General features: G+C 61.7%; 23 protein-coding genes and 1 riboswitch. Of the genes, 10 read left to right on the top strand and 13 right to left on the bottom strand.

Annotation, left to right across the window (positions count from 1 at the left end):
- Both ABX74_RS03275 and ABX74_RS03270 read right to left on the bottom strand, forming a co-directional pair.
- Positions 1-447, bottom strand: a 447-nt coding sequence (locus ABX74_RS03275) for a hypothetical protein (RefSeq protein ID WP_047888225.1), incomplete at its 3' end; no start/stop codon positions are given.
- Positions 444-959: a DUF4352 domain-containing protein gene (locus tag ABX74_RS03270; RefSeq protein ID WP_047888224.1), complete on the bottom strand. Its 516-nt coding sequence runs from the start codon at positions 957-959 to the stop codon at positions 444-446. The genes ABX74_RS03270 and ABX74_RS03275, both read right to left, overlap by 4 nt.
- A 24-nt stretch (positions 960-983) precedes the next feature.
- On the opposite strand from ABX74_RS03270, the gene ABX74_RS03265 reads away from it, so the two are divergent.
- From ABX74_RS03265 to ABX74_RS03255, 3 genes are read left to right on the top strand one after another with little or no spacing between them, the layout of a single operon-like run.
- Complete coding sequence (locus tag ABX74_RS03265; RefSeq protein ID WP_030534796.1) at positions 984-2,339, top strand: sensor histidine kinase; 1,356 nt, start codon at positions 984-986, stop codon at positions 2,337-2,339.
- A 48-nt stretch (positions 2,340-2,387) separates the two neighbouring features.
- Entirely contained in the window at positions 2,388-3,041 is a 654-nt protein-coding gene (locus ABX74_RS03260) for a response regulator (protein WP_019746809.1), read from the top strand.
- Positions 3,042-3,096: 55 nt separating this feature from the next.
- Positions 3,097-3,741, top strand: a complete 645-nt coding sequence (locus ABX74_RS03255; protein WP_223257813.1) for a DsbA family protein — start codon at positions 3,097-3,099, stop codon at positions 3,739-3,741.
- Here the strand turns inward: ABX74_RS03255 and ABX74_RS03250 are convergent.
- A complete protein-coding gene (locus ABX74_RS03250; protein WP_047888222.1) occupies positions 3,720-4,988 on the bottom strand; it encodes a GAF domain-containing protein in 1,269 nt (422 codons plus the stop codon). The two genes, ABX74_RS03255 and ABX74_RS03250, sit on opposite strands and share 22 nt — an antisense overlap.
- A gap of 77 nt (positions 4,989-5,065) precedes the next feature.
- The gene (locus ABX74_RS03245; protein WP_047888227.1) at positions 5,066-5,845 is read right to left on the bottom strand and encodes an acetoin reductase; all 780 of its coding nucleotides are present in this window, start codon (positions 5,843-5,845) and stop codon (positions 5,066-5,068) included.
- A 219-nt stretch (positions 5,846-6,064) separates the two neighbouring features.
- On the opposite strand from ABX74_RS03245, the gene ABX74_RS03240 reads away from it, so the two are divergent.
- Both ABX74_RS03240 and ABX74_RS03235 read left to right on the top strand, forming a co-directional pair.
- The gene (locus tag ABX74_RS03240; RefSeq protein ID WP_047888221.1) at positions 6,065-7,210 is read left to right on the top strand and encodes a hypothetical protein; all 1,146 of its coding nucleotides are present in this window, start codon (positions 6,065-6,067) and stop codon (positions 7,208-7,210) included.
- A gap of 140 nt (positions 7,211-7,350) precedes the next feature.
- Positions 7,351-9,186, top strand: a complete 1,836-nt coding sequence (locus ABX74_RS03235; RefSeq protein WP_041814630.1) for a flavin-containing monooxygenase — start codon at positions 7,351-7,353, stop codon at positions 9,184-9,186.
- Positions 9,187-9,245: 59 nt separating this feature from the next.
- On the opposite strand, the gene ABX74_RS03230 is transcribed toward ABX74_RS03235, so the two are convergent.
- The 3 genes from ABX74_RS03230 to mhuD form a co-directional block, all read right to left on the bottom strand.
- The gene (locus ABX74_RS03230; protein ID WP_047888220.1) at positions 9,246-10,022 is read right to left on the bottom strand and encodes a CbtA family protein; all 777 of its coding nucleotides are present in this window, start codon (positions 10,020-10,022) and stop codon (positions 9,246-9,248) included.
- Positions 10,013-10,207, bottom strand: a complete 195-nt coding sequence (locus tag ABX74_RS03225) for a CbtB domain-containing protein (protein ID WP_003945915.1) — start codon at positions 10,205-10,207, stop codon at positions 10,013-10,015. Before ABX74_RS03225 ends, ABX74_RS03230 begins: the two co-directional genes overlap by 10 nt.
- A gap of 24 nt (positions 10,208-10,231) precedes the next feature.
- A riboswitch (cobalamin riboswitch) is annotated at positions 10,232-10,371 on the bottom strand.
- Positions 10,372-10,458: 87 nt separating this feature from the next.
- Positions 10,459-10,767 carry a mycobilin-forming heme oxygenase MhuD gene (mhuD, locus tag ABX74_RS03220; protein WP_007726927.1) on the bottom strand — a complete coding sequence of 103 codons (309 nt, stop codon included), beginning with the start codon at positions 10,765-10,767 and terminating at the stop codon, positions 10,459-10,461.
- A 45-nt stretch (positions 10,768-10,812) separates the two neighbouring features.
- On the opposite strand from mhuD, the gene ABX74_RS03215 reads away from it, so the two are divergent.
- Entirely contained in the window at positions 10,813-11,550 is a 738-nt protein-coding gene (locus ABX74_RS03215) for an alpha/beta fold hydrolase (protein WP_047888226.1), read from the top strand.
- On the opposite strand, the gene ABX74_RS03210 is transcribed toward ABX74_RS03215, so the two are convergent.
- Complete coding sequence (locus tag ABX74_RS03210) at positions 11,535-11,960, bottom strand: HIT family protein (RefSeq protein WP_019746817.1); 426 nt, start codon at positions 11,958-11,960, stop codon at positions 11,535-11,537. The genes ABX74_RS03215 and ABX74_RS03210 overlap by 16 nt on opposite strands.
- Positions 11,961-11,998: 38 nt before the next feature.
- The gene (locus tag ABX74_RS03205) at positions 11,999-14,617 is read right to left on the bottom strand and encodes a helix-turn-helix transcriptional regulator (protein ID WP_047888219.1); all 2,619 of its coding nucleotides are present in this window, start codon (positions 14,615-14,617) and stop codon (positions 11,999-12,001) included.
- Positions 14,618-15,004: 387 nt separating this feature from the next.
- Between ABX74_RS03205 and ABX74_RS03200 the strand changes: the two genes are divergently transcribed.
- Together ABX74_RS03200 and ABX74_RS03195 are read left to right on the top strand one after the other, a co-directional pair.
- Complete coding sequence (locus ABX74_RS03200; protein ID WP_223257812.1) at positions 15,005-15,817, top strand: hypothetical protein; 813 nt, start codon at positions 15,005-15,007, stop codon at positions 15,815-15,817.
- A gap of 70 nt (positions 15,818-15,887) precedes the next feature.
- Positions 15,888-16,910 carry a hypothetical protein gene (locus ABX74_RS03195; RefSeq protein ID WP_223257811.1) on the top strand — a complete coding sequence of 341 codons (1,023 nt, stop codon included), beginning with the start codon at positions 15,888-15,890 and terminating at the stop codon, positions 16,908-16,910.
- Here ABX74_RS03195 and ABX74_RS03190 read toward each other — a convergent pair.
- From ABX74_RS03190 to ABX74_RS03180, 3 genes are all read right to left on the bottom strand, one after another.
- On the bottom strand, positions 16,907-17,788 hold the full coding sequence (locus ABX74_RS03190; protein ID WP_047888216.1) for an A/G-specific adenine glycosylase: 882 nt from the start codon (positions 17,786-17,788) through the stop codon (positions 16,907-16,909). The two genes, ABX74_RS03195 and ABX74_RS03190, sit on opposite strands and share 4 nt — an antisense overlap.
- 149 nt (positions 17,789-17,937) lie before the next feature.
- Positions 17,938-19,302 (bottom strand): MFS transporter, encoded by a 1,365-nt coding sequence (locus ABX74_RS03185; RefSeq protein WP_042451923.1) that lies wholly within the window; start codon positions 19,300-19,302, stop codon positions 17,938-17,940.
- Positions 19,303-19,958: 656 nt separating this feature from the next.
- Positions 19,959-20,546, bottom strand: coding sequence for a TetR/AcrR family transcriptional regulator (locus tag ABX74_RS03180; protein ID WP_019749702.1), 588 nt, complete (start codon positions 20,544-20,546; stop codon positions 19,959-19,961).
- Positions 20,547-20,706: 160 nt separating this feature from the next.
- Here ABX74_RS03180 and ABX74_RS03175 point away from each other — a divergent pair, with 160 nt between their 5' ends.
- Positions 20,707-21,573, top strand: coding sequence for a crotonase/enoyl-CoA hydratase family protein (locus ABX74_RS03175; protein WP_047888215.1), 867 nt, complete (start codon positions 20,707-20,709; stop codon positions 21,571-21,573).
- A gap of 42 nt (positions 21,574-21,615) precedes the next feature.
- On the opposite strand, the gene ABX74_RS03170 is transcribed toward ABX74_RS03175, so the two are convergent.
- Positions 21,616-22,620, bottom strand: coding sequence for an AraC family transcriptional regulator (locus ABX74_RS03170; protein WP_019749700.1), 1,005 nt, complete (start codon positions 22,618-22,620; stop codon positions 21,616-21,618).
- Between the two features lie 115 nt (positions 22,621-22,735).
- Here ABX74_RS03170 and ABX74_RS03165 point away from each other — a divergent pair, with 115 nt between their 5' ends.
- Entirely contained in the window at positions 22,736-24,190 is a 1,455-nt protein-coding gene (locus ABX74_RS03165; protein ID WP_047888214.1) for an aldehyde dehydrogenase, read from the top strand.
- Positions 24,191-24,200: the final 10 nt, after the last annotated feature.

Here is a 24,200-nt window from a genome sequence, read left to right as displayed (position 1 = left end):
CTCGGGCGCCCCCTGCGGCGCCCGAGTGCGGTTGTGTGTGACGACCAGGTAGCTTGCGAACAATATCGGGAGCACCCACAGATCCGAGGGATCACGAAAGACCACGATCGGCAAGAGCTCGCCGCGGAATCCTCCTGCGGTCCAGCGGAAAAACCCGATCACCCACTCGTACGCGTCGCCGATCGGCGAGACCGTCTTCACCGCGGCGAAGCCGATGCCCGTGACCGCGATGGACCAGGCGATCGCTGCTCGCCCCGCCAGCTTTCGTCTGAGCACCTCGAGAACCGAGAGCAGGAGCAAGGGAAACAGGAACACGCCGGCGACGTCGGACAGCTTGCCCGTCATCGTGTTCCCGAATGCCCCTTTGAGTACGTGGTCGTTGACCAAGATGACGGCCACCGAGACCAGCGCCCACGGACTCAGCAGCAGATCGCCCGGGCGGTTCACGACAGGTTGATGGTTGCCGAGCCGGACGAGAACAGGTCGCACTTGAACTGAAGGCGAAGACCGGTGGCGGCTTCGGGGACCTCGTACGCCAATTCGCCTCGCTTGGCTGCACCCGGCGCAAGCTCTCCGTCGACACTCGACGTGCTGCTGTCGGTGAACGTGATGTTGTACGACTTGTTGGTCGAGTCCTGCAGTTCGAAGCACATCATCGATGACACGGTCGACGGCTTGTCGCTGTTGTTGGTGACCTCGGTGTCGACCACGACGTAGCGGTTTCCGGGATCCGCGGTGATGAACTGATTGGTCGAGACATAGGGATCGACAACGCCGTGTACCTGGACGCGCCAGTTGCCCAGTTCGACGACGTCACCGATGCCGAAGGCAGCCGCGGGTGCGGCGGAAGAACCGTTGTCGTCGACCTTCTTCGCTTCGTCGGTCTCGCCCGAGGCGATGGTTGCGAACAGGGCTGCGCCGACGGCGAGGAGGGCGAGGGGAGTACGGAGTGATCGCATGATGTGCGCCTTTCGAGAGTTGGTATGGCACAAGTCAACGATGTGGGGACCGCTCACCGCTTCGGTCGAAAGATCGGGGAGCCTCATCCTTTCGGTCGGAGCTTGACGGTTCGTCCACCCGTTCGGCTGATTCGAGGCGTCGGTGGCGGTGGATACGCTTGCTCGGTGATCACCACCAAAGGAACCGTTGTGCGACGACGCGTATGGACTACCGCCGCCGTCGCGTTCAGCCTTTTCTGTTCCTTCATGACGGTGGGCATCGCAGGCGCGTCGGGAAATATGCCACCGGCATTGGTCGGGATCGGGTTCGTCCTGGGCGTGGCCGGTGGGATATCGCTTGTCTGGCGCCATCAACATCCCTGGGTGGTTCTGGCGATCACGCTGGTCGGCCCGCTGTTCTTCCCCACCGATGCGACGGCGGCGCTCATCGCGTTGTTCGCCGTTGCTCGGATCGCGCGTGGGCCTCGGCTTGCAGCAGCCGCGGCAGCTGTCTTCGTCGTGTGCGGAATTTCGTTGACCTACGATGCTTTTCGAAATCGTGAGTACTCCGTTCTCACGATGGGCACCGCGAAACCCAAAGACGGTTCGGTGGTTGTTCAATACGACGTCGCCATCTGGATCCCGTGGCTCGTCGCTGCCGTCATGGTCGGCATTGTCGTGGCGCTCTCGCTCCTGATTCGGACCAGAACCGAACTCGTCGAGGCAGAGCACGTACGGGATCTGGCCACCGAGAAAACCGATGTGATGCGTGACGAGATGATTCGCACCGAGGAACGAACGCGGATCGCTCGCGACATGCACGACACGATCGCGGCCAGTTTGAGCCGGATCTCGTTGTTCGCCGGCGGGTTGCAGGTCAGCGCGGCAGACAATCCCGAGAAGGTCGTCAACACCGCAGCGATGATCAGAACCACCGCACACGAAGCTTTGGACGAATTGAAGGGAATCGTCGGAGTGCTCAGGGGAAGCGGTGATCGCCGCGAACACGGTGGGCACCAGGGGATCGACGCGATCGGTGACCTGGTCAACAGTGCACGCGCGGCAGGCATCCACTGCCGTCTCGAATCCGAGTTGCTCCCGGGTGATGTCGGAATGTTGGCGGGGCATGTCTGTTATCGCGTCGTTCAGGAATCGTTGACCAACGTCCAGAAGTACGCGAGCGACCAGATGCTCGTCATTTCCGTGACCGGGTCGCCGCACGACGGAATCCGCATCCTCGCACGCAACAAGCTGAGCGAGCTTGCACCCATGACGTCGATCGGTTCACGATCCGGCCTACGCGGGTTGGCCGAACAGGCGCGAGAGATCGGCGGCAAGGTGGAGGCAGGCGCGTTGGGGGACGATTTCCTCGTCAGTTGCTGGGTGCCCTGGTCGTCGTAGCCCTCCCACCCTCTAACTGTCGGGGGCTCTGGGTAATCTGAGCGCACTATGGACGCTGACTCGCGCATCACAGTTTTGATCGTCGACAACGACGCGTGGGTTCGGCGCGGGATGAAGGACATCCTGGAAGCAGCGCCGGACATCGTGGTGGTTGCCGAGGCCGAGGACGGCGATCAGGTCGCAGCCAAGGTCACTCGTTTTCGTCCCCACGTGGTGCTGATGGATCTGAAGATGGCACGGGTCGGTGGCTTGGAGGCCACGCGTGAATTGATGACCATGAGTAATCCGCCGAAGGTCATTGCCATGACCGCCTTCGACGTCGACGACATGGTTGTGCAGGCAGTCGAGGCGGGCGCGCACAGTTTCCTGAGCAAGGACGCAGCTCCGCAGGCGTTCCAGCAGGCAGTGCGGGTAGTGGCGTCGGACCACTCGTTGTTCAGTTGCGATTCTCTGCGCGCCATCGTGGCCTCGTCGCCGCGGCGGCAAGCGCCCGATCAGACTCCGCTCGCTTCGCTCACCGAGCGCGAGCGCGAAGTGCTGACAATCCTGGCGACAGGCGCGGCCAACAGCGTCATCGCGGAGCGGTTGTACCTCGGTGAGACCACCGTCAAGACGCATATCTCTTCGCTGTTCGCCAAGCTGGGTGTGCCCAACCGCGTGAGTGCATCGTTGATCGCGTTCCGGTGTGGCCTTGTGACGTGACTCGGGACTAATCCCTACCCTGTTCGTTGTTGCACCTTCGGTGACTGATCAAATCGTGATTGACCAAGACGTGACCATCGAAGTGTGGTCGGACGTCGCTTGTCCGTGGTGCTACATCGGAAAGACCAGGTTCCTCTCGGCGCTGGATCGTTTCGAGAACAAGGACCGCGTCAACGTCATCTGGCGCTCGTACCAGCTCGCGCCGGAGACGCCGGTGGGAGAGGGCCGAACCGAACTCGACGCCTTGGTCGAAATGAAGGGGATGGCGCCTGATCAGGTACGTCAGATGTTCGCCCACGTCAGCGCGACGGCCGCCGAGGTCGGGTTGACCTTGGACTTCGAAACCGTGATCGCCGCCAATACGTTTGATGCGCACAGGTTGCTGCATCTCGCGGGTGAGCGGCAGAACGAACTCCTCGAAGCGCTGTTCAAAGCGCACTTCAGCGACGGCAAGGTGATCGACGACCGTGAGGTGCTGGTCGAGTTGGCCGTGAGCGTCGGCCTCGACGCCGATGTCGTGCGCGAGCAACTCGATTCCGATGCCGCAGCGGAGGCTGTCCGCGAAGATCTGTCCATGGCCCGCCAACTGCAGGTCAGCGGCGTTCCGTTCTTTGTCGCCAACCGTGCGGTTGCCGTGTCGGGCGCTCAGCCCGAAGAGGTGTTTCTGCAGTTGCTTACTCAGGCCTCCGAACCGGCCTGAGAAAGGCGAGCGGCACGCACCGCCGGGGCGTTCGAAAACGGCAACAGATGTGCGCCGTTCACGGGGCAGGACAACGTCACGTGCGCTGCATCGACGAACCGGTACGGCTGCGCTGCAACAACTCCGGCGAGGTTCTTTCGCAGACGCGACATCTCGGCCCGCGCGGTCACCGTGCGGGCCGGGTCGCCGAACAGATCTTGCGCCAACCGAGATGCAGTCAGTCCCCGTCTCTCGGATCCGAGGAGGAACAGAATCTCCGCGTGTCGTTGGGTGGGGGCGTATGCCCATTCGCCGAAACCCGACGTGACGGTCACCGACATGTTCTCGGAATCGCGCAGATCGATATGTACCGTGGGCGCGCTGATTCTCTCGCCGGTGGTGATCGGTCTAACCAGCCACCCGCCGGGAAGCGGATCCAGTTCGCACAGGCCCAGTGCCGGGAACCATGCCCTGCCGGGAGCCAAAGCTGCGGGGAGCAGCACGCGCGAGCGATGAGGTAACGCGTCGACCGCTGCGACCCATCCGTGGGTGTCGATCACCAATGCGGGTGATCCGCTTCGTGCAAGCATCGGCCCTGCAACAGAACGTAGTTGATCGAGGTTGTCCCGATGCTTGTCGCGCAGGTGTGATTGAGCGAGGCGTGCGACGGCGTCGACCAGAGCGAGCGTCGTGGGATGGACGGTCTTGGCAGGACCACTGATGTCGACGACGCCGATGACACGGTCGTCCCGCGGATCGCGGATGGGCGCCCCCGCACACGTCCACGGATGATGGCTGCGCGCATAGTGTTCCGCCGAGAAGATCTGAACCGCCTGTCGTGACACCAATGCCGTTCCGATGGCATTGGTGCCGACGCTGTCCTCCGCCCAGTTCGCCCCTTCGACAAATCCCAGACGCGCAGCTTGGTCCAGTACGCGATGGGAACCGCTGCGCCACAGTACAGTTCCGCGAAGATCTGCGACGACCATGATGTTCTCACCGCTCGCGGTGACCGATTCGAGTCCGCGTGTCACGTCGTCGAGCACGTCGTACAGTCCGGACTCACGACGACGGAGATCGAGTTCGGCGACGTCCATCGACGGTTCGACCCGGCTGTGCTCGGGATCGATACCGAGTTCGCGCAGGCGCTGCCACGATTGGCGAACCACGTCCCTCGGGCGGGCCGGTGCGCGGTCTCCGGCCATCGTCGCGTCGTACACCGCGGCGAGGGTCCTCGCGTAGTCGCGAGGATCCTCGCCGGGCGGCATCGCAGGCTCTGGCAACCGCTTTTTCAGTGAAGACACCGCTTTCGGCGAAGACGCCGCTTTCAGTGAAGACACCTCGGTCAGCGGTAGACGAGACCGCCGTCGATGAGACCGGCCTGCCCGGTCATGTAGTCGGAATCGGGCCCAGCGAGGTAAGAGACGAAACCGGCTACGTCGTCGGGGGTTTCAGCTCGACCCAGCGCAATTCCGCCGACGAACTTCTCGTAGGTGGCGCCCTCTGGCGCACCGGTCAACTCGGCGAACCTCTTGTCGATCGTCACCCACATGTCGGTGCCCACGACGCCGGGGCAGTACGCGTTGACGGTGATTCCGTCGGACGCGTATTCCTTGGCCGCAGCCTGAGTGAGGGCCCTGACCGCGAATTTTGTTGCGCTGTAAACACCTAACATGGCGAACCCGTCATGACCGGCGATGGACGACGCGTTGATGATCTTTCCGCGCTGACCGAGCGCCTGGAACTTTGCCGCTGCGGCTTGAATTCCCCACAGGACACCGTCGACGTTGACGCTCCAGATCTTGGAGACCTCGTCCGGCGTCGCATCGGAGATCGGGCCGACGAGAGCGATTCCCGCGTTGTTGACGATGACGTCGAATCCGCTCAACTCACTGTGCGCGTGTTCGACTGCGGCGTGAACCTGCGCGCGATCGCTGACATCGGCGATAAACGTCGTCGCACGACGACCGATCTGTCTGATCTCGTCGGCAACCGCATCCAGCTTGGTCTGGTCGAGGTCGACCAACGCGATGTCGGCGCCGTCGTGGGCGAGGCGGAGAGCGATTCCGCGTCCGATTCCTTGGCCGGCGCCGGTGACCAGTACTACCTTGCCCGTGATGCTCATGCAGATCTCCTCGTAAGCAGTGAACCAGTCGGTTGTGAACCGGTGAGTGATTTGTATGTGACGGCGACCACAATGCGGAAGGGTTGCACCGTGTTGCAATTCCGGAAAATCGGACAGCAGTTGCAACCCTCGGCAACCCTCCCGGTACCCCGCGCGACGGTTCCATAGTTGCGCCACCACTTCGCGAATCATCTTGCGAGACAATCTGGGAGAGGGCACATGACCGCTACAGTCGACACACCCACGGAACCGGCCACGCCGAGCCGACAACCGTCACGCCGCTGGATCGGGTTCGGGATCGCGAACCTCGTGATCGTTCTCGTGCTGGCCGTGGCGAGTTGGTACCTTCTGGCCGATCCGACCACCAGTCCCTGGAGTTTCTATCCTCTGCCGTTCAACGCGGCGCTTTTCTGGGCAATCCTTTTTGTTGTGTTCATCGGCTTCAATTGCGAGTTCGCCGGCTTCGATCGACTCCCACAGCCGGCGAAAGGCTTGGCGATCATGGTCGCGACCGCGGTCTTCGCCGTCGTGGTGACGTGGCTCCTGGCAAACGGCTTGGGGAGTTTGTACACGGATTTCGCGGCCGATCGTGAGGGCGGCCTCGGATATTTCGCGGGTGCGCTGTTCGTGCTCTTCGGCTTCGGGACCTGGGTGATGGTGGTCCTGAACTGGCAGCATTGGCCGTGGACTTCCCTAGGGATGAAGCAGCCGTTGGTGGGTTTGTGTGAGATCGCGTTTGTCGCCGTCCCGACGCTGGCGCTGTACTTCGTGTTCGGTCTGCCGTCCGTGTCGCTGTCCGCCACGGATCCGTTGATGACCGTCGACACCGTACTCGGGTGGTTCTACTGCGTCGTGGTGGTCGTGATCCTGACTGGCCAGACGCTCGACAACTGGCCGTGGCGACTGTTCGGCGGCGGGGGTAAGACGGCGCTCGCAGCGACGATCGGTAACTTCGCCGTCGGTACCGGCTTGTACTTCGTGGCGCTTCCAGTGGTGAAGGCACTTGTGGGAAGCGATGCCGTTGCCGAGTTGGGTGGTGTGGTCCATCAGTTCCCGGCGCAGCTCGGTGTGTGCTGGGCCTTCTGGATGATCTTCTGGGCCAACGCCTTCGGTAACAAGCCCACGGGCTTTTCGGACGGGGTCAATCTGGCGATCCGCGCGCTGTTCACGTTTGCGCTCGCGGTGGTCACATTCTTGTTCTATTACCGCTTTGCGGCAGAGCACATTCTTCACGAGCCGGCAGTTGTCGACGGATTGCACGGCAATGCACTGGGTTTCGTGGACTGGGCCGTGTTGTGGACGCTGTTCTACGTCGTGGGATTTCAGTCGCTGGGACTCGGCAAATTCAAGCCTGCTGAGGGGTGAGTCGGTTGCCCGCACATCGGTGCGGGTAACCGGTATCGGGTGGCGGCACCGCGCCCGCTGATTGCAACAGACTGCAACGCTTGTGACCGGGGCCACTTATGGGATGTGCTGTGTGTCACATTCACAAACAAGGAGAAGTGATGACGCAAACCATCGATTCCGCAGTCACCCCCGAGGTGAAGTTGACGGCGGTGACACCTCAGGAACGCGTCGACGCCTGGCTGGCGGATTTCGAGTCGGCCCTCGCGGCTCGTGACATCGAGCGTGTGGCAGGCAAATTTGCACTCGACAGCTTCTGGCGAGACTTGGTGTCGTTCACCTGGAACATCAAGACCGTCGAAGGTCGCGAGCAGATTGCCGACATGCTCTCCGAGCGTCTCGACGACACCGATCCTTCGGGATTCCGGACCACCGAGATACCCGACGAAGCCGACGGCGTCACGTCGGCCTGGATCGAATTCGAGACTGCAACCGGTCGCGCGCACGGGCACCTTCGTTTGAAAGGAGATGAAGGTTGGACCCTGCTGACGTCGTTGCAGGAATTGAAGGGACACGAAGAAGGTAAGGGCACTCGCCGGCCTCGTGGAGCGAAGCACGGAGCGGACCCGAACCGCATCACGTGGGCCGAGCAGAAGGAGATCGAGGATCGCGAACTGGGTTACACCACACAGCCTTACGTCGTGATCGTCGGCGGCGGCCAGGGAGGCATCGCCCTCGGTGCCCGGATGCGCCAACTCGGAGTTCCGGCCATCGTGATCGACAGCCACGAGCGGCCGGGCGACCAGTGGCGCGGACGCTACAAGTCCCTGTGCCTGCACGATCCGGTTTGGTACGACCACCTGCCATACATGCCGTTCCCCGACAACTGGCCGGTGTTCGCGCCCAAGGACAAGATCGGCGACTGGCTCGAGATGTACACCAAGGTCATGGAGGTTCCGTACTGGAGTTCCACGACCTGCACCTCTGCGTCGTTCGACGAGAAGACCCAGGAATGGACCGTCGAGGTCAACCGCAACGGCGAGAAGCTGACGTTGCGTCCCAAGCAGTTGGTGATGGCGACGGGTATGTCCGGCAAGGCCAACGTTCCGACGTTCCCCGGGCAGGACAAGTTCCTCGGCGATCAGCACCACTCGAGCAAGCACCCCGGCCCGGATCAGTACGTGGGCAAGAAGGTCGTCGTGATCGGGGCCAATAACTCCTCGCACGACATCTGCGGCGCACTGTGGGAGAACGGCATCGACGTCACGATGGTGCAGCGCAGCTCGACGCACATCGTGAAGTCGGATTCGCTGATGGATTTGGGCTTGGGCGATCTGTACTCGGAGCGAGCACTGGCCGCGGGCATGACGACACACAAGGCGGACCTCACGTTCGGTTCGCTGCCGTACCGGATCATGCACGAGTTCCAGATCCCGGTGTACGACGCAATCCGTGAGCGCGATAAGGACTTCTACGATCGCCTCGAGAAGGCGGGCTTCGAGCACGACTGGGGCGACGACGGTTCAGGTCTGTTCATGAAGTACCTACGCCGCGGTTCGGGGTACTACATCGACGTCGGCGCGGCCGAACTGGTTGCCAATGGAGACATCAAGCTCGCGCACGGCAACATTCGTGAGCTGACCGAGAACAGCGTGATCCTCGAAGACGGTACGGAATTGCCTGCCGACGTGGTGGTCTACGCGACCGGCTACGGCTCGATGAACGGCTGGGTGGCGGATCTGATCGGTCAGGACACCGCCGACAAGGTCGGCAAGGTGTGGGGCCTGGGGTCGAACACCACCAAGGATCCGGGACCGTGGGAAGGCGAGCAGCGCAACATGTGGAAGCCGACGCAGCAGGAAGCGCTGTGGTTCCACGGAGGCAATCTGCACCAGTCGCGCCACTACTCGCTGTACTTGGCGTTGCAGTTGAAGGCGCGTTACGAGGGCATCCCGACGCCGGTGTACGGACTGCAGGAAGTGCATCATCTGAGCTGAAATAGAACTGCTGTGCGCCTTTATTAACCGCCGGCGGTTAATAAAGGCGCACAGCAGGTTCAGCGAAGGGCGTACTTTTTTGCTACTTCGGTGTTCTTGGTCGCGCGCTCGGTGAGGAAGGCGAATGCCAACCCGAGTACGAGCCAGAGCGTCGCCTGCGTAGCGAGCGAGGAAAGTCGGAACTCCCACAGCAGAGTTGCCGGGAAGTCCTCGCCCACCTCGTTGATGCCGGGAAGCGAGACGTAACCGATCGTGGCGATCACCAGGAACGCAGCCACCGGAGCAGCGATGCGCACGCTGAGGAACTCGTGCCCGGAAACTGCCTTTGCCGCCGCTGCTGCCGCGGTGACGGACAGTAGCCCGAGAATCACGGCGGCCAGCCACAGAAGTGTGCGCTGGTTGATGGTGTCGGGATCTCCGACGGCCGGCGGATTGGCCGGGTACTTGAAGAAGGGCACGGCCTCGATGGCCAGCCAACCACCGACGGCGATGGTGATCGCCAACAACGGCCCGGACATTCCGGTGAGTCGTCGAGCGTAATTGGCAACGACCGAGAAGATCGCCCCGAGTGCCAGTCCGGCCAGCGCTGTGGCCAGGAACAGCCCGGCGCGCTGCCCGTCGCGGCTCACCAGTGGTTCTTCTTCGTCACCGTGCGAATGCCCAGCGGCTTCGCCGGCAACCTCACCGGTGGCGCTGTTGGCTTCTTCGATCGCAATGGCGGCATTGACGTGCGGTTCACCCAGCACGAAGGCAACTCCGCCGGCAAGGAGGCCTGCGATCAAACCAGCCAACAAACCACGAATGAGAAGCTTCGTGAAATTGTCGACTAGTGGCACGGCAGGCCCATCAAGTGTCGACCGTCGTGCATCAATTCATGCATGTACATGCCGGTGCGAGAGATAGCGCCCTGGTCGAATCCGACCAGGTAGAGAGCCAGCATCGCGAACAGAACTACTGCAGCGGCGAGGAAAGCAAGACGAGTCGAATCGATCGACGTATCGGGAGAATAGGCGAGAGCCATCGAAGCCTCCTGGGATTTTCGCGTCCCCTAGGTCCATGCGATGGCCGAAGTGTCTGGCTGTCGAAATAGTCGTGCCGAAAAAGGCACTTCACCTCGAATTACAGTGGCGCGACCGCTCCGGGCTTTCACCGGATTCCTGTCGGACCATCGCGTTTACATGCGAACTTTTGCACTACTGCCCGCACCGTGTCAACGCGTAAGCCGAGATGACCGTCGATTGTGCCCGCCAAGGCGGGCACAATCGTTCTAGATCAGCTCTTTGCGGCGACGTCCAGGACAACTTCGAACTCGAGCAACGACGCACCCGAAGCGACGGGCTTCGCACGCTCGCCGGAATGGGCTTCGCGGGCAGGGCCGTCACGCCAATCGGCGAACGCCTGCTCGGACTCCCACTGCGTCACCACGAAGTAACGGCTCTCACCTGCGGTGGGGCGGAGGAGTTGGAATCCGAGAAAGCCCGGGGAGTTCTCGACTGCATGAGCGCGTGCTGCGAAGCGCTTCTCCAGTTCGGGGCCGGCGCCCTCGGGGACCTCGATTGCATTGATCTTCACGACTGCCATGCAAGCGACATTACCCGCGCACCTTCACCGCGTACCGTGACACTCGTGTTGCATGACGAAGGTGGAACAGGACAACCGATTCTGTTGTTGCACGGCCTCATGGGCAGCTCGAGGACGTGGCGACGCCAGGTGCCGTGGATCCGCGAGTTCGGCCACGTCTACACGTTCGACGCCGCCGGTCACGGCCGGCCCGCGCCGTCAGTGCTGACCACCGAGGCATTCGTCGACGACCTGGCATCTGCCGTTGCGTCCATCGAGGAGCCGATGATCGTGATCGGCCATTCGATGGGGGCTCTGCACGCGTGGTGCTTCGCCGCATCGCATCCCGAAAAGGTTTGTGCACTGGTCCTCGAAGACATGGCTCCGGATTTTCGCGGACGCACCGCCGCGGATTGGGCTCAGATGATCTCGGCGTGGCCGCAGCCGTTTGCTTCCGAGGACGCGATGAAGGAATTCTTCGGGCCAGTCGCCGGCCAGTACTTTCTCGACTCTTTCGACCGCCGCGACGACGGGTGGTACCTGCACGGCGAGGTGTCGACCTTCCGCGACATCTCGGAGGAGTGGGGCACGAGGCATTTCTGGGATCAGTGGAAGGCGATCGACGTGCCAACCTTGCTGATCGAGGGAGAGTTCACCATCACCCCCGAGGGACAGATGCGAGAGATGGCCGAGAGGCCGGGAACTCGGTACGTACGTATTGCCGATGCAGGCCACCTGGTTCACGACGATCAACCGCAGCGCTATCGCGAAGTGGTGACGGAATTCCTTCAGACGGTGAGCTGACTGCGGATCGACGCGCCCACCTGCTCCAGTTCGACGGCTCGCCTGGCCAGGAGTCCGGCAGCGAACTTCGCCTTGTCGCCGCGATGGCGGGGGACGACGTGGAGGTGCGAGTGGAACACGGTTTGGCCCGCGGCACGCCCGTCGTTGACGAGAAAGTTGACTCCGTCAGCGGCGATGTCGCAGCGGCGTAGAGCTCCGGCGATGAGCGTGCCGACGCGGAACATCTCTGCGCCCTCGTGGCTTTCGAGAGCATCGAGGTTTTCTGCATGACGCTTGGGGACCACCAGGGTGTGTCCGCGACTCACCGGTCGGGCGTCGAGAAATGCAAGAGTCGTCTCGCTCTCGTGGACGAGAATCGCCGGCTCGGTCAGCGCGACGATCTTGCAGAAGACACAGGTATCGGTGCTCATGCCTACAGAATGTAGTCCGAATCAGATCCGACCCGGGACTACAGCAGGCGCAGCTGACGTGCCTTCGTGATCGCTTCGTTTCGATTGTGTACGTCGAGCTTCTTGTAGAGAGTGCGCAGTTGAGTCTTGACGGTGTTGACGGACACGTACAGTTTGTCGGCCATCGCGGCCGACCCCATGCCGAGCGCCAGGAGTGAGAGGACCTTCTGTTCGCGTTCGGTCAGCTCCACGATACGTACGAATCCCGGAAATGATTCCGCAGGAGTCCTTTTCGAGAACTCGGCGAGTGCACGCGATTTTGTTACTGCCATCGATTCGAGTTTCTCGACGTCCGCCGATCCGATGGTCGCGAACGGACGCAGAAGTCCGGTTTGGTCCGCGATACTGCACGCTCTGGACCACTCCTGAGAGGCGAGGCGTGGCTCACCCAGCTCGGAGTGCGCAACCGCTTGCACCAGAAGCGATTCCATCTGTGCCCGCGGATAGGATTCGCCAGACCAGTCGAACTGATGACACAGCGCCACAGCGGCCTCGTTCTGGCCGATTCGCTGACGTAAACGCGCCACCGATGCGAGCGTCCACGGGTTGGCTGCAGGATCGGCAATTTCCTTGGCCAGAGCCGTCGCCTTGTTTCCCTCGCCGAGTGCGAGCAGGAGATCGATTTCTGCGGATTGCAGCAGAGGAAGCGCGAAAGACGTGGCAGTGTACTGCTTGGAATGCACTCCAATTGCGTTGTGGAGCAACGACAGAGCCGAAGATGCATTGCTCTGAGTCAGGGCGAATTGGCTGTGCGCATAGACGACGAACGCCCATAGCTCCTCGGTGTCGGACGGAACGCCGAGGTCGGTCAGTGCGATACGTGCGTCACCGAAGTCGAGTGTGTCGAGAGCGGCGAGAGCCCGTGCCGTCAAGCCGGCGATCTTGACTACAGGTTCGAGCCAACCCCCGGGGTCAGGATGCTTCTGTTCGAGTTCGAACCAGTGTCTGGCCTGCCGCGGCTCACCTGCCAAAGCCCAATTCAGGGCGGCACTACCCGCAGAGTTGCGAGCGATGAAGTCGACTCCGTGAGACAGGGCGCCGTGGTATGCCATTCGAGCCTTGATCGTGGATTCGGTGAACCTGCCGCTCAATTGAAAATTGATCGCCCATTGAAGTCGCATCAGGGGGAGTTGTGCGCTGACCGCTTCCGGATTGTTTTCCAGCGCACTGCGGCTGAGGTGAGACAGCCGCCTGGTGGTCTCTGCCGAGAGCCCGTATTCACCGGCCATCCTGAGCATGATCGATTGAACGCAGGCGATGCTCAAGGCGTCCTTCGCGCTGGGTTGGGCGCCGAGTTCCCACAGTTCGGCCGGCGATTCGGGTAGCAAGTCGATTGCCGTGGATCGCTTGCTCGGATGCATCGTGAACAAGGCACGCCCGGCCTCGACGGCAGAGTGCTTGTCGGCAGCTTCCGCCGGAATCCGTTGGAGGGCGGAGCGAACCGAGTCCAGGTTATGCACGATCATCGTCACCCAATGTTGTTCGACGATGTCTACTGCCAGGGTCCAGTTCTGTGCCTCGACCGCGTAGTCCAGCGCCGACGCGTGATGACCGTTGTCGAGTCGATTGTGAGCGAGGAATGAAAGACGTTGCGACGGATCGATTCCCACGCGAGTGTGGTGCGCGAGTATCGATCGTCGAATGGCGGGAGGCAATTCCCATGTTTCGTCGGCTTCGGCCTCGACGCGCGACAACAAGCCGGCTGTCTCCAGCGTCACCAGCCGCGAGCGGATCTCATGAACGGTTTCGGCAGTGTCAGGGCGCTGGGACTCGAACAGCATTGTGGCGACGCCGACGGTGATCGATCGACCAAAGGCGGTCGCGAGTAGGAACTCATGTTGCTTTAGGCGCTCAGCGGTGGCGAGAACGGAATCAGTCACGTAATCGTCTATCGCTTGCGCGGTGTTCGTTTTGATCTCTCGCTCACGGTTGCTGTTACGTGAGTCCCTGACGGCGGCGACTGCGGTGCGAACCAATGCGGGCAGCCCACCCGTCAGGGATGTGATTTGTTCTGCATCACCCTCAGCCGTGCGCACCCCCGCCTGTTCCAGCAATTGGGCGGTATCGGATGTCGTGAACAACAGCTCATCGGCGCCGATGACCTCGTGATCCGTGTCGAGAAGGTATGGCTCGGCGAACATGCCGAATCCAGAGAGCGTGACCACGAGGTCCAGGTTGTGGCAGAGGGTGAGGAGATCGATCAACTGATCGTCCAACTCTGGTTCCGATATCAGATCCGGCCTGATCAGCACGAGCAGCACGGGGCGGCTGAGGGCGTTCAGGGATTTGGCGGCAGCGGTGAAAGGATCGGCGAGATCGTCGACGTCGGGCAGTGCGATTCCGGCAGCGTGGATTCGATCGAGGACAACGGCCCAGAAATCTTCGAGTGTCGACGAGGGCTGTGGGGCCGAGACCCAGACGAGTATTCGTTCGGATGCCAGATGGGCGCGCAGCCACGATGCGATCAACGACGATTTCCCGTGGCCGTTCGGTGCACGGACGATGGTCAGAGCGGCGCGTCGATCCAGTTTCGCGAACAGTGCTTGCCGAGGAATCGACTCGGTGAGAGTGCGCCTTTCGGGAATAGCTGCCCAGTCGTGGCCGTCCCTCCCGAACATCAACGCGGACCCTTTCTGCTTTCACGCCCCACGCTAATTGGCGGATTTGGGCGGATTGTCTCGATCCATCTATCTACATGGAGGAGCGTAGCTGGTGCGAATCCAGAGCGTGTCATCCCGGGCAATTCACCCGCGACTTCACCCCGGGTGAGAGAAGTTCACCCACATAATCATGCCGTCACCATTGGCTTTCGAGTCCCTCGAGCGACTTCTATTGAACGTAGCTCGGGATTCGCCAAATCTGGTCGAGAGTGCCCGACCGGGCCCCGAGGGGTCGGCCATCGAAGGAGTGTCGTGAGAACTCGTCTGTCAGTGGTGTGGTCGAAGGCGGTTACGGTCCGACTCCGACCGAGAGCGTGCGCCCGAAGAGTGCGAGGCGTAGTCGTGGTGACAGGAGTGTTACTTGTCGGCGCAGCTGCGCTCGGTGCGCTACCGATGCAGTCGGATGTTCGATTGGCAGCCGAGGGAGAGTCCGCTTCTCCCTTCACAGTCGAGTTGACGGTGATTGACGGTGCGCCGCCGTTCGATCCCGGTGACGGTCCAGGGCTCGATTCCGGACCGTCCAACGGCATTGTCCGAGAAGGTGATCCGGTGACGTATGTCGTAGACATCGGCGTCCGGGGGCATCCGCTCTCGGACGTGGTCGTGCAGCTTCCGGTGCCTCGAGGTTTCGTTCTACCGTCCGTGCCTGACTACTGCAAAGATGGCTCGGGTGTCGACGAGTTCGGGTTACATTGCCCGATAGGCAATCTGGAAGCGGATCGGTACTTCACCCGGACAGCGACGATGACTGCGGGAAAGCGGGAAGACGCCGACGGTCTATCGATTGCTGCACTGGTCACCGCAGATCGAGGGGCGGCTCGCGTGCGGTCGGACGATGTCACCGTGCGGGTGGCGACCACCCCGGGAGTGTGTGATCCACAAGGGAATTCTGTTGGTGGTCGGAGAGACCAGGGGACAGCTGTCTCGGCAGATGGTCGGATCTCAGGTCTGGTGACGTCGGGCATCTCGGAGGCGGTGGTGATCAACGGCGTCGATCAATGCGGGCACGCGATAGCGCGGACGGTGAAACCGTTCGAGGGTCGCTTCTCGTTTGTCGGACTCCTGCCGGGGACGTATCGCGTCACGGTCGACGGCCGAGCGCCGGTGGACGTGGTGTTGGAACCAGGGGCAATGGCGGTCGGTGGCCTGACGTTCTGATACAGCTCCACAGTGATAGCAACACCTGAAACAGTTCAGAACCAGTTGGAAACAGTCGATGGAGGATCCAGTGCGTGAAAGCCTGGGCGTGGTATTCGAAAACAATTCCATTTCAACAGCTCTCGTAGATGCGGACACGCCCCTTCTGGGCTCGATCGACGAGTTCCGTCATCCGTGGGGCGCGAACGGGACTGTTCCCTCTGCGCAAGCGTCGGCACGCGCGCTCGCCTCCGCTGCCGAGGTCGCCACCGGTCGGGCCCTGCGCTCGAACCTGTGCCCCACCGTCCTCGGAGTGATGTGCGAGCGCGCGGACGTGCGCGAATTTGTCCCGGGTTCATTGTCCTCCAGCACTTTCGAGAACATCGAGTTGGTCAACGGTCTGGACGCTCGCATTGCCTACTTGCGGACGGTCGACGCCCTGAATGGTATTTCGCCGATTCTCGCATTCTGGCCGGACGGCGGTGAGACTGTGATCGCTGCCATCGATCCGAGCGCCGGCGTCGTGGACTCGGCGCACCGTTACGCAACCGCCGAGTTGCTTACAGACAGCTCGACATTTGCTGCGACATTGGACCTGCTCGTCGCTGAACGAGACCCCGTGCCCAAGATGCTCGTCGCGATGCTGGTGAAGGAAGAGTCTCGGCAGCTGTCCGCCGAAGCCGCCGAATCGGCAGGGCTCGGCTTCCTGTATCTCGGCGAGCGCGCCCAACTGGCGATAGGCGCTGCGCTGGTAGCGGCCGGTCGGGGGAGTGAGGTCAGGTCCGCTGGCGGCGCGGCTGTTCAGCCCGTCAACAGAATCCGGTGGGCGGCGGCAATAGTGCTGCCGCTCCTGCTCATGCTGACGGGATTGCTGATCGCTCTGTCGCCGGACGGGTCGCGAGCGGTGTCCACTGATCGCCCGAACGTCGGCGCCGAGCCGGCGAACCCGACGAGCGGGCCACCGTCCGGAGCGGCCCTACCGATCCTGACGCTCCCGCCTTGCGACCCGGTGGTACCCGTCGTTCCCGCTGCGTTTCGGCGTTCGGATCCTGATGTCACACCACCCCAGACCGTCGAACCAGCAGAAGCATGCGACCCGATGCGAGTGGGCTAGGGCGTACCTTCTCCAGCCAGTGCAAACAGGCCGTCATCGGTCTGCTCGACCAGTCCGTCGACCAACAAGGAATGTAGTGCGCGGTCACGCTGACCAGGATCGGTCGGCCAGACGATGTCGAATTGCGCGCGTTCGACCGGACGGTGGCTCTCGCGCAGAACGGCCATCAATTTTCCGCGAACTTGGCGATCGGTGCCCGCGAACTTCTGCACCTTCTTGGGCGGTCCGGTGTGTGCCGGTTTGCCCGAAGCGACCCACGCGCAGTTCGGCAAAGGGCAGTTCTCGCAGTTCGGCGTCCGCGCAGTGCAGATCAGTGCACCGAGTTCCATGAGAGCGGCGCTGTAGGTGGCGGCGCGCGCTCGTGTCCGTGGCAGCAGCGCCGCGACGTCGGCGAGGTCGCGTGTGTTGGACGGATTGCCTGGTTCCGCATTGCCGTGGACGGCTCGCGCAACTACGCGTCGTACGTTGGTGTCCACCACCGGCACTCGCTGTCCGTAGGCGAAGCACGCCACGGCGCGGGCGGTGTACGAACCGATTCCCGGTAGGGAGAGCAGGGTGTCGACGTCTTCCGGCACCACGTCACCGTGCTCGGCAGCCAGGACGCCCGCGCATTCGTGAAGCCGCAGCGCGCGTCGTGGGTAACCAAGTTTGCCCCACGCGCGAAGTACTTCTGCCTGACTCGACGCTGCCATCGCCGACGGTACCGGCCAGCGCTCCACCCACTCTTCCCAGATGGGCGCAACGCGCACCACCGGCGTCTGCTGGAGCATGATCTCGCTCATCAGGATCTGCCAGGCACTGACGCCCTCGCGTCGCCACGGCAGGTCACGAGCCGTCTCGGAGTACCACTTCAGCAGCACCGAAGATTCCACTGCCACTGCTACCGACACACTCCTCGAACCTGTGCTCCTGGTCGACGAAGGACACGTCGACTTGTGGGGGCCACTTTATCGGCAGTCGCCGACAGTCATTTCTCGTACCCGAAAACCTGGGGTGAGTGGCATCGAGACCACTCACCCCAGGTTGATCATGATGCGTACTGAGCGTTCGCGGTCTCCACACGGGTGCTTGCGACGGTCGGCGAGGTTCCGGAGTATCGGCGAATGATCACGTAGAGGCAGATCAATCCGATAGCACCGGCAGCGGCGAGGAAGGAACCGACCTTCCATGCGTTGTCCGGATTTCCGTTGATCAGCATCACCATGATCATCGGCGCGAAACCTCCGATGATTGCGGAGATCTGATAACCGAGTGAAGCGCCGGAGAATCGAATCTCCGGTGGGAACAGTTCAGCGAAGAGTGTTCCCTGCGTACCGGTTTGGAGGGACATTGCTACTACGCCGACGATAACCGCGACGGCAAACGGCCAGATCGTGTCCGGGCTGGATCCACCGATCATCAGCCACATCGGGATACCCCAGAGCATCATGGCTGCGGTGCCGAGGCCGAAGACTAGTTTGCGACCGTAGAGGTCGGACAGATATCCCGCCAGCGGAACCAGGGGAATCTGTATTGCACATGCGATCAGGATGTAGGTGAGGACCGTCGACCGCGGTATCTCCAGGTAGGTGGTCGCGAACTGAACCGAACCGGTGATCATCGTGTAGAAGAAGATCACGCCGATGGCATTGGCGCCTGCTGCTGCGAGGACTGTGCCTGGATTCTTCTTGAGCACTTCGAGAATGGGGGACTTCCGAACGACCGGCGATTCGGCGAGTTTTTCTGCGAGTGCCTTGAACTCGGGGGTTTCTTCGAGATAGCGATGGATGAGGAATGCCACTGGAAGCATGACCAAGCTGATCCAGAACGGGATCCTCCATCCCCATGAGAGGAACGAATCAGCCGCAAGAGTTGCTGTCAGGACCAGGAACACGATATTGCCCAGCACCACACCGATCGGAACACCGAGTTGGGCGAAGCTGCCGAAGAGCCCGCGGCGGTCCGCCGGTGCGTTCTCGGTGGCCAGCAATACGGCCCCGCCCCACTGTGCTCCCACGGCCAAGCCCTGGCAGATTCGCAGCGTCACGAGAATGGCCGGGGCAAGCCACACGACATTGGTGTTGGGGACGAAACCAACCAAGGAGGTTGCCACAGCCATGAGGACCACGGCGGCAACGAGCACCGGCTTTCGGCCGTACCGGTCACCGAAATGACCGGCGAGCACTCCACCGATAGGACGGGCGATGAATCCGACTGCGACGGTGGCAAACGAACTCATTGCAGCGACCACCTCGCTGTCGGTGGCGAAGAACGTCGAGTTGAACACGAGCGCGGCGGCAGTCGCGTAGATGAAGAAGTCGTACCACTCCAGGGAAGTGGAGATAGCGGCTGCAAAGGACGCGCGCCGAGATCTGCCCGGGCGCTCCACCGCAGATTCGGTGTTGTTGGTCATCGCGATTCGCTCTCTGTGGGGTCGTTCAGTTGAGTTCGGTCAGGACGTGAGTTGCGGCAAGTTCGGTGTGCGGCCGTCGACGAGCTTGTCCCGAGCGCCGGCACCAGACGGAATCGTGCTCGCCGGGTATGGGGTCGAAAGGTGGTGACGCAATATCCAAGTGCGAGTGGGTTCTTCGATACGAGAAGTCATATCTCGCCGCCATTGCCGTACCGGAGGCGCTCGCAAATTCGGGTGGCGAAGGTGACCACGTCGAGGCCGCCGGCGACGTGTGCAGCGTCATCTCGTGGCAATGCGGAGGTGGTCATGTGGCCCGCACTCCTTCGTTCCGAATTTGCCAAACGATCGTTCGGCTGCGAGTCATCATTGACCTAACGATCGTTAAATGTCAATAGTCGGGAAAAGTGCGCTTTTGCAGCGACTTTCTCCGCAGGGATGGTGCGATTCGGAATCTGTTGCCAAACGATCGTTCGCCTGAGATGATGATTAGTCAGTGATGCAGGTCTCAGGAATGGAGATACCGATTCGAGCGGCGGGGTGCGGACGAAAGTCGAGGCACGCTGGTCTCGCACATCGACGGCGTTATGTGGCTTCTGTCCTGGAGCCCTTCAGGTCTTCGGGCCTTCAGATCTTCTTTGGCGGAGGTGTCGCCCAGCTCAGCTTGATTCGATCATCGCGGTCGCCAATGCGCAGTACCGAGACGCGATATCTTCCGCATTCATCGGTCCGTCGACGCGCCACCACACACAGACTTGCTGCCCCATGTTGATAATGGCGCGCACGGCATCTCGGGGAAATGGAGTGTGGAAAGCACCTTCTTCAATGCCGCGTTCGACGACGTCGCGAAACATGCTTTCCTGCTCGTCGCGCAGGGCTACGACCAGACGGTGACCCGATTCGTCCAAGCTACGCAATTCTGTCGCTCCTACGAGGGCGTCTTCGCGCCTGGTCGTATGGAACATGACCCAAGCGCGGACGATTGCTTGCAGTTGGTCTTTCGGGTCGCCGCCGGAGCGCAGCAGTGCACTGCGGGTCATGCTGATGGCGTCGTGGAGCGCCCGAATCATGATTTCCTGAAGGATTTCCTGCTTGGATTTGAAGTGGTGGTAGATGGACGCGACAGTGAGATCGGCGCCGGCGGAGATATCACGCATGGACGTCCCGTGATAGCCGCGCTCGTTCATGTTTCGGACAGCGGAATCGAGTATGAGTTGCCGGACAACGACTGTCTTCGACCCACTCATTGTTCGGTTTCCTTCTCATTTCCTCGGTGCCTGCGTCTTGCCCAGCTTAGAGCCGAACAGTCGCGGGACACACCTGATGGAAAGGAACCGTCTTGAACTGCCGATATGGGCAGAATACCGATTATCGTTCGCTAATCGCCACCCGGAGAAAGAGGTACCTGTGGAACACATATCGATGAGTATCGAAGACGGTATCGCCGTGATCACCCTTGATCGACCGGACAAGCTGAACGCATTCACCACGACGATGGAAAACGAGCTCATCGAAGCGTTCGACTCCACCGACGCGAACGACGCTGTGCGCGCGGTGATCCTGACAGGAGCGGGCCGCGCCTTTTGCGCGGGGGCAGATCTGTCCTCGGGGGCAGAGACGTTCTCCGAATGGAGCGCCGAGTCGAACGGAACTGACGCGGACGGTGACGATCTACGTCGGGACGGCGGCGGACGCGTCGTCCTGCGAATGTTCGATTCATTGAAGCCGATCATTGCGGCCATCAACGGACCGGCGGTCGGCGTGGGTATCACCATGACTCTTGCGGCCGACTTTCGCTTGGCCGCCGACGACGCCAGGATGGGTTTCGTCTTCAATCGGCGAGGACTCGTGCCCGAGTCGTGTTCGTCGTGGTTGCTGCCGAAACTGGTTCCGCTCCAGCGAGCCCTCGACTGGATCTACTCCGGACGGATCTTCACTGCTACGGAGGCATTTTCGGCCGGGTTGGTCTACCGACTGCATTCGCGCGAAGATCTTCTAGGGGAGGCGACGGCGCTCGCGCATAGCCTGACCCGTGACAGCGCGCCGGTATCGGTTGCCCTGTCGCGTCAGATGATCTGGCGCATGCTGGGAGTCGAACATCCCATGGTCGCGCATCGCGTCGAGAGCATCGGAATTAATGCTCGCGGTGCTCAGGCTGACGTTCGTGAAGGTGTTGCGGCGTTTCTGGAAAAGCGAGAGGCCGTGTTTCCTGACCGTTGCAGTGACGCAATGCCAGATCTGTTCTCATCCCATCTCCCACGCCCCCGGTGGTGAGCCGCTACGACCTTCGAACCGTCGGCGTCGTAGCTCATGCGGTCAACCAGCGCGGCGGGTAAGTGCCCTCCGCTTCTCCAGGGGCGTTGTGGAGAACCAACGCCTACAGCTTCGAGTGAGGGTGCTCGGTTCGGAATAGCCGAGTTGGCGTGACACTTCGGAGAGGGACACGTCTCTGTTCGAGAGAAGACCGAGAGCGAGTTCGCGTCGTGAATCGTCGACGAGCGATTCGAACGCCTTGCCTTCCAACGCCAATCGTCTCTGCAATGTTCGCGGGTGCAGCATCATCAATGTCGCGACTTGCTTCAGTGTGGCTGCCCCTGCAGGCAGGGAACGCACGATCAAAGCCGACACCGCGTCGTGGAACGCCACATCCGGATCTCGACCTGCCATGAAACGCACGGCGAAGTCGTAGGCCAACGGATCCACCCGGGGCAGGTGGCGATGCATGACTCCGCGCGGAAAGGTCAACAGATTCCGATCCGAGCTGAACTCGACGGAACAACCGAAATACTCGACGTACCTCCGTATTTCGGAGATCCGTGGATGTTGAAACGAGATTTGCGTCGGATGGAAATCCGGGCCGGCCATCATCCGGAACGTCTGAAGCGTTACGCCCATCGCCAGTTCCACGACGTGGGACCGATACGGAAGTCGATGCAGCACGGTGTCGAGTCCGTAGGACACCTCGGTGTCGCCGACTGTCAGATCGACCGCCAACGCCGGACTGTACACGTGCGCGTATCGGGCGACGTCGTGCAACGCATCTCCGATTGTCTCGGCACTGCGGGCCGCGATGGCAACCGGACCGAGAATGTCCGGGTCCTGTCTGCCTGCGAGCCTGAGTGCGAAGTCGGGCGACTCCAATTCATCCGCACAGAGTCCGAGCAGCGTGGACAGGGCGCTGAACGGCAAGAAGTGGTCGTACGCGCCGATGATGGCCGGATCGATGCCCACACGGTCGAGGAATTCGTACGGATCTCCGCCGAGTTCGGAGATCAACTCGGGCAGTCGCGTCAGCGACGAGGCACTGATCAGATCTGCCATGTGTCGAAATGTAAATAAATTGGCGCATGATGTCAATTTTCTCGTCCTCTGAGCAGTGATGATCAACACAGGTTGGCTGGTTCAACGTCGAGCGCCATCCCTGGAGGAGCCAGAAATGACAACACTCACCGACCGCACTGCACTGTTCATCGATGGACTGTGGAGAGCGCCGGATACTTCCGAAATCATCCGAGCCGTATCACCTTTCACGGAGCAGCAGATAGGCTCGTTCCCCGCCTCCGTATCGACGGATGTCGACGCAGCTGTATCAGCGGCTCGAAAAGCGTTGCGACGGAATGACTGGGCCGATCTTTCCCCCGCCGAACGTGCGCGTGTCATCCGCAGGTTCGCCGACGAACTCGCGAAACGATCCGAAGACCGCGCGTCGGCGGTCACTCACCAGAACGGCATGCCTATCGAGCTCGCCCGTTTCGCCGAGGGGGCCGCACCCGTCCAGCTTTTGCGCTATTACGCAGGCCTCGCCGAGTCGATGCCTACCGAAGAGCGACGGGCCAGCCAACCGATGCCGGGTACGACAATCGTGCGACGCGAGCCGATCGGTGTCGTTGCTGCCATCGCGCCCTGGAACTTCCCGGCTGTGCTTTCGATGTTCAAGATCGCCCCGGCTCTTGCTGCGGGATGCACCGTCGTGCTGAAACCCTCTCCCGAAACCACCTTGGACTCCTATATATTGGCCGAGGCCGCCATTGCGGCAGAACTTCCCGCGGGTGTCATCAACATCGTGACTGGCGGACCGGAGATCGGTCAGTATCTCGTGGCGCATCCCGGGATCGACAAGGTAGCCTTCACCGGATCCACTGCGGCCGGTCGACACATCGGCACGGTGTGTGGCGGTATGCTTCGCCCCGTTACCTTGGAGTTGGGTGGCAAGTCGGCGGCCCTGGTCCTCGACGACGCGGATGTCGAGGAGACGGTAACCGGTCTGGCAACTGCGTCCCTGCTCAACAGTGGGCAGACGTGCTATATGTCGACTCGAATCTTGGTTCCCCGCAGCCATAGTCGAACGTACGTCGACGCCATTACCGCAATGGCCGAGGGTCTGCAGGTCGGCGACCCGATGGAGCCGTCGACGTTCGTCGGCCCGATGGTGAGCGCAAGGCAACAGGAACGTGTGCTGTCCTTGATCGACCAGGGACGCTCGGAGGGCGGAACTGTCACCACGGGTGGCGGACGCCCCGCCGACCTCGACACCGGATTCTTCGTGCAGCCCACGGTGTTCGCCGATATCGACAACGACAGCACCATCGCACGGCAGGAAGTATTCGGGCCGGTGCTGTCAGTCATTTCATACGACGACGTCGATGAGGCTGTCGTGCTTGCCAACAACTCCGAGTACGGCCTCGGTGGGACTGTATGGACCTCCGACGAGGAACGCGGTATCGCAATTGCTCGACGTGTCGAGACCGGCTCGTTCGGTGTCAACACCTTCAACCTCGACTGGGGTTCACCGTTCGGTGGAGTCAAAGCCAGCGGCCTGGGTCGTGAACTCGGTCCCGAAGGGCTCGCGGCGTACCAGCAGCTCAAATCCATTTTCCTCGCATCCTCGTAAGAATTGAGCC

The sequence above is a fragment of the Rhodococcus sp. ARP2 genome (genome assembly GCF_001029585.1).
Taxonomy (GTDB): Bacteria; Actinomycetota; Actinomycetes; order Mycobacteriales; family Mycobacteriaceae; genus Rhodococcus_F; species Rhodococcus_F erythropolis.
Note: the sequence above shows the minus strand (reverse complement) of the source record. Positions and strands in the feature narration are given on the sequence as shown.

Coding starts and splice junctions, on each gene's coding strand:
- ABX74_RS03270 (WP_047888224.1), bottom strand. CDS start 959: ATGCGATCACTCCGTACTCCCCTCGCCCTCCTCGCCGTCGGCGCAGCC.
- ABX74_RS03265 (WP_030534796.1), top strand. CDS start 984: ATGGCACAAGTCAACGATGTGGGGACCGCTCACCGCTTCGGTCGAAAG.
- ABX74_RS03260 (WP_019746809.1), top strand. CDS start 2,388: ATGGACGCTGACTCGCGCATCACAGTTTTGATCGTCGACAACGACGCG.
- ABX74_RS03250 (WP_047888222.1), bottom strand. CDS start 4,988: ATGCCGCCCGGCGAGGATCCTCGCGACTACGCGAGGACCCTCGCCGCG.
- ABX74_RS03245 (WP_047888227.1), bottom strand. CDS start 5,845: ATGAGCATCACGGGCAAGGTAGTACTGGTCACCGGCGCCGGCCAAGGA.
- ABX74_RS03240 (WP_047888221.1), top strand. CDS start 6,065: ATGACCGCTACAGTCGACACACCCACGGAACCGGCCACGCCGAGCCGA.
- ABX74_RS03235 (WP_041814630.1), top strand. CDS start 7,351: ATGACGCAAACCATCGATTCCGCAGTCACCCCCGAGGTGAAGTTGACG.
- ABX74_RS03225 (WP_003945915.1), bottom strand. CDS start 10,207: ATGGCTCTCGCCTATTCTCCCGATACGTCGATCGATTCGACTCGTCTT.
- mhuD (WP_007726927.1), bottom strand. CDS start 10,767: ATGGCAGTCGTGAAGATCAATGCAATCGAGGTCCCCGAGGGCGCCGGC.
- ABX74_RS03210 (WP_019746817.1), bottom strand. CDS start 11,960: ATGAGCACCGATACCTGTGTCTTCTGCAAGATCGTCGCGCTGACCGAG.
- ABX74_RS03205 (WP_047888219.1), bottom strand. CDS start 14,617: ATGTTCGGGAGGGACGGCCACGACTGGGCAGCTATTCCCGAAAGGCGC.
- ABX74_RS03185 (WP_042451923.1), bottom strand. CDS start 19,302: ATGACCAACAACACCGAATCTGCGGTGGAGCGCCCGGGCAGATCTCGG.
- ABX74_RS03180 (WP_019749702.1), bottom strand. CDS start 20,546: ATGAGTGGGTCGAAGACAGTCGTTGTCCGGCAACTCATACTCGATTCC.
- ABX74_RS03170 (WP_019749700.1), bottom strand. CDS start 22,620: ATGGCAGATCTGATCAGTGCCTCGTCGCTGACGCGACTGCCCGAGTTG.
- ABX74_RS03165 (WP_047888214.1), top strand. CDS start 22,736: ATGACAACACTCACCGACCGCACTGCACTGTTCATCGATGGACTGTGG.